The sequence below is a fragment of the Streptomyces sp. LS1784 genome (assembly GCF_020103755.1).
GTDB lineage: Bacteria > Actinomycetota > Actinomycetes > Streptomycetales > Streptomycetaceae > Kitasatospora.
The window spans coordinates 1-3581 of sequence record NZ_JAHSQD010000722.1 but is presented as its reverse complement, the minus strand read 5'-3'; the positions used below and the strand labels follow the sequence as shown (position 1 = coordinate 3581).

Sequence of the window (3581 nt, the reverse complement as noted above, 5' to 3'; positions counted from 1 at the left end):
GATGGCGAGGTCCTGGGCGCGGTCGCGTTCGGCGGCGGCGCGGGAGGCGAGTGCGTGGGCGAGGCGGCGGGTGCGGCGCTCGGCGGTGCGGTGGGCCTCGCGGACGGTCTCGCGGGCGGTGGTGGCCTCCGCGATGCGCTCCAGGAGGTCCAGCGAGCCGGCGGTGAAGTCGCGTTCGGCGGTGAGTTCGGCGCGGCGGCCGAGCTTGGCGGCGAAGCCGTGCACGAGGTCGGCGAGGCCGTCGGTGTCCCGGGTGTCGGTGACGGCGCGCAGCAGGAGGTCGGTGAAGTCGCTGTCGTGCTTGACCGCGAAGAGGCCGGCCGCCTCGCCCTCGTCGGCGTTCATCTCGCGCTGGTAGCGGAAGAGTTCGGGGTCGAGGCCGAGTTCGCCGAGGTGCTCGGTCCAGCGGTCGTGGCCGTCCTCGAAGACCAGGTCGAGGTGGGGGTGGGCCTTGCCGGCCTCGGTGAGGGCGTCGCGGAAGCCCTTCATGGTGCGGCGGCGGCCGCGGGCCTTCTGGTCGCCGGCCAGGCTGACCCGCTCGGCGACCGGCAGCGAGTCGAGGGTCAGACCGGGGCCGGGGCGGAAGGAGTACCAGGTCTCGGCGAACTTGCGCGGGTCGGAGGAGACCTGGCGGCCGCGCCACTCGCTGACCTTGCCGACCACGATCAGCTCGCCGGTGACGGTGTGCTGCCACTCCAGGGCGACGTGGCCGCAGTCGTCGGCGAGCAGGAACTTGCGCAGCACACCGGAGCTGGCGCCGCCGAGGGTGTTGCGGTGGCCGGGGAGCATGACCGAGAAGATCAGCTTGAGCAGGACGGACTTGCCGCCGCCGTTCTCCAGGAAGAGCACGCCTGCCGGAGCGGGGCGGCGGACCGGGCCGTCGGGGTCCTCGCCGAACAGGCCGATCTGCTGCGGGGCCGGGTCGGCGACCGGCTCGCCGACGCCGCGCAGGTCGAGCACCGTGTCGGCGTAGCGGGCGCCGGCCGGTCCGATCGAGTAGAGGCGGACCCGGTTGAGCTCGTACATGTGCGGCGGTTCTCCGTGGCTTGCGGGGCGTGAGGGATGGGCGGCGGGCCGGCTCGGGGCGGGTGGCCGGGGCCGGCGCGGTGGGCTCGGAGCGGGTGGACTCCGAGCCCCGGGGCTCAGAGCGAGTGGAACGGCAGCCCGGCGTCGGCGACCAGTTCGTCGCCGGTGTCCGGCGGCAGCAGGCTGGCGGTGCCGTCGGAGACCGGGACGACGCCGAGGTCGAGGAGTTCGGCCATGGCCGCGCTGCCCGCCAGGTCGCGCACCTGGAGCTGGTAGCGGGCGGTCGTGCGGTAGGTGCCGCCGGAGTCGTCGGAGACCTTCTGGAGGAAGCCGGAGTCGACCAGGAACAGCACCGCCTTGGCGACGATGCCGATGGTCGAGCCGGAGAGCCGGCGGGCGTCCTTGGTGGCGCCGGTGGCGGTGCGCCGGGCCCACACCCGCCAGGCGGCCTCCAGTCCGGGGGCGTCGGAGGCCGGGTCGGTGTTGGCGCCCTCGGCGCCGGCCTGCTCCTCCAGGCGGCGGCAGGCCTGGCGGACGAAGGCGTCGACGCCGTTGACGGTGATCCGGCCGAGGTAGCCGTCGTCGGCGAGGTCCTCGGGGCGCGGGAAGGCCATCGCCGCGACGGCCAGGTGGGCGAGGCCGTGCAGGAAGCGGTCGGTGGACTCGGAGGCGGCGCGGCGCGAGTAGTCGCCCATCCGGACGGCGAACAGCGAGTCCTCGGCGGCGGCCACGGCCATGCCGGCCCGCGGGGAGACCTCCAGGACGACCAGGCCCATGCCGGTGGCGATGGCGTCGGCGAGCCGGGCGAACGGCGGGTCCTCGCGGTGGCGGCGCACCAGCTCGGCGTACTCGGCGTCCCGGGCGGGCAGCAGCTTGGCCTGGAGGCCGAAGGACACCAGCCGGGCGGCGTCCGCGACGTCGGCCGGGGTGATCGGCGCGGGGGCCGCGGGTTCGCTCTCAGCCGCCCAGGACGTGTCGTGGTGGGTCGTCACGGGCGGTGCTCCTCGGGGGTGGCGCGGTGGTTACGGTTCGTCAAGGTTGGTCCCGGCAACGTGTGCCTGCCGGCCGGTCAGCCGGCGTCCTTGCGGTCGGCGGCCATGCCGACCGCGTCGAGCAGGGCGCTGCCGACGATCAGGTCGGCGCCGCCGAACTCCGGGTCGAGCAGCGGGGTGCCGTCGTCCACGGCGAACAGCAGCCGCTCCTCGCCCTGGCGGTAGGCGGTGCCGACCGGCGGGCTGGCGGCGTGCACGGCGAGCAGGGCGACCAGGTACGGCAGGTCCGGGTCCTGCTTGCGGGCGTCGGCGAGCAGGCCGGAGAGCCGGCGGGGTGCGTCCGGGGGCAGGTCGAGCAGGAGCATCGCGGACTCCAGCTGGGCCTCGGAGAACCGGCTGTCGTCCGGGGTGGCGACCAGGTCCGGGTCGGGGAGCTCGGCGCCGAGGTGCTCGCGTTCGACCGGCGGGGTGAGCAGCAGGTCGACCAGGTCGGTGACCCGGACCGAGACCGGGGTGCGCAGACCGGCGCCGCGGGCGAAGAACGCGCCGGTGGGGCGGACGGCCTGCTCGATCGGCAGCCGCAGCACGGGGGCGAGCAGCTGCCCGTAGAGGTCGATGCCGCTGCGGGCGCCGGGGGTGGCGAAGGCCTGGCGGTCCTGCTCGGCGCGGAACAGCGGGCCGGCCTCCAGCAGCCGGGTCTGGAGCTGGGTGTGACGGCGGATGCAGTCCTTGACGATGTCGACCAGCTCGGCAGCGCGGCGCTTGTGCTCCGGGTCCTCGGCCTCGTCGCGTGCCTTGCGGATGTTGGTGAGAATCGCGTTCTCGTGCCGGTAGCGGTCGGCGATGTGGTCCAGCGCCTCCTCGATGAGGTCGGGAATGGCGCGCATCCAGTCGACCGCGCGGACGTTGCGGCGGGTGGCGTCCAGGGCGCGGCGCAGCGTCTCGGCGTACTGGACGGTGCGGTAGCGGGCCTGCTCGGCGGCGAGCTGGGCGTCGGCCAGGCGGCCGCGGCGGATCAGCACCTCCAGCTTGACCTCGGCGGCGATCTGGGCCGAGGTGACGTCGGTGTCGAGCGCGCCGACCAGGACGTTGACCGCCTCGTCGGTGGTGCGCAGGTAGACGCCGCCGTCGAGGCCGGGGACCTCCTCGATCAGCTTGAAGTCGTAGTCGCGGCGGACGTACTCGCCGTCCGGGCCGAAGGTCCCGTAGACGGCGCGGAAGCCGCGGTCCACGCTGCCGACGTTGATCATCGACTCCAGCACCCAGCGGGCGACCCGCTCGTGCTCGGCGGCGGGACGGCCTACGGCCTGGGCGGCGACCCGGGGCAGCAGCCGGGCGAGCACTATCTCGCGGTCGGCCCCGGTGTCGAAGTCCATGTTCAGGGTGACCAGGTCGATCGCGGCGAGGCCGACCTCGGCCATCGCGTAGCCGCCGTACTCGCCGGCCAGGTTGACCTTGCGGTTGTCCAGGTCGTGCAGCGGGGCGGTGCAGGCCAGCGCCTTGAGCCGGCGGGCCAGGCCCTCGTCGGCGGCGGGGCCGGGCGCGGGGCGCGCGGCGACGGCC

At 74.9% G+C, this 3581-nt stretch carries 2 protein-coding genes and 1 pseudogene; all 3 read right to left on the bottom strand.

Features of this window, described 5'->3' with window-relative positions:
• Positions 1–1026 (bottom strand): annotated as a pseudogene (locus KS423_RS41240) (hypothetical protein); the annotation flags it as partial.
• A 116-nt stretch (positions 1027–1142) separates the two neighbouring features.
• Positions 1143–2018: a hypothetical protein gene (locus tag KS423_RS41235; protein ID WP_224284857.1), complete on the bottom strand. Its 876-nt coding sequence runs from the start codon at positions 2016–2018 to the stop codon at positions 1143–1145.
• 77 nt (positions 2019–2095) lie between these two features.
• A partial coding sequence (locus KS423_RS41230) for a hypothetical protein (protein WP_224284856.1) occupies positions 2096–3581 on the bottom strand: 1486 nt, incomplete at its 5' end.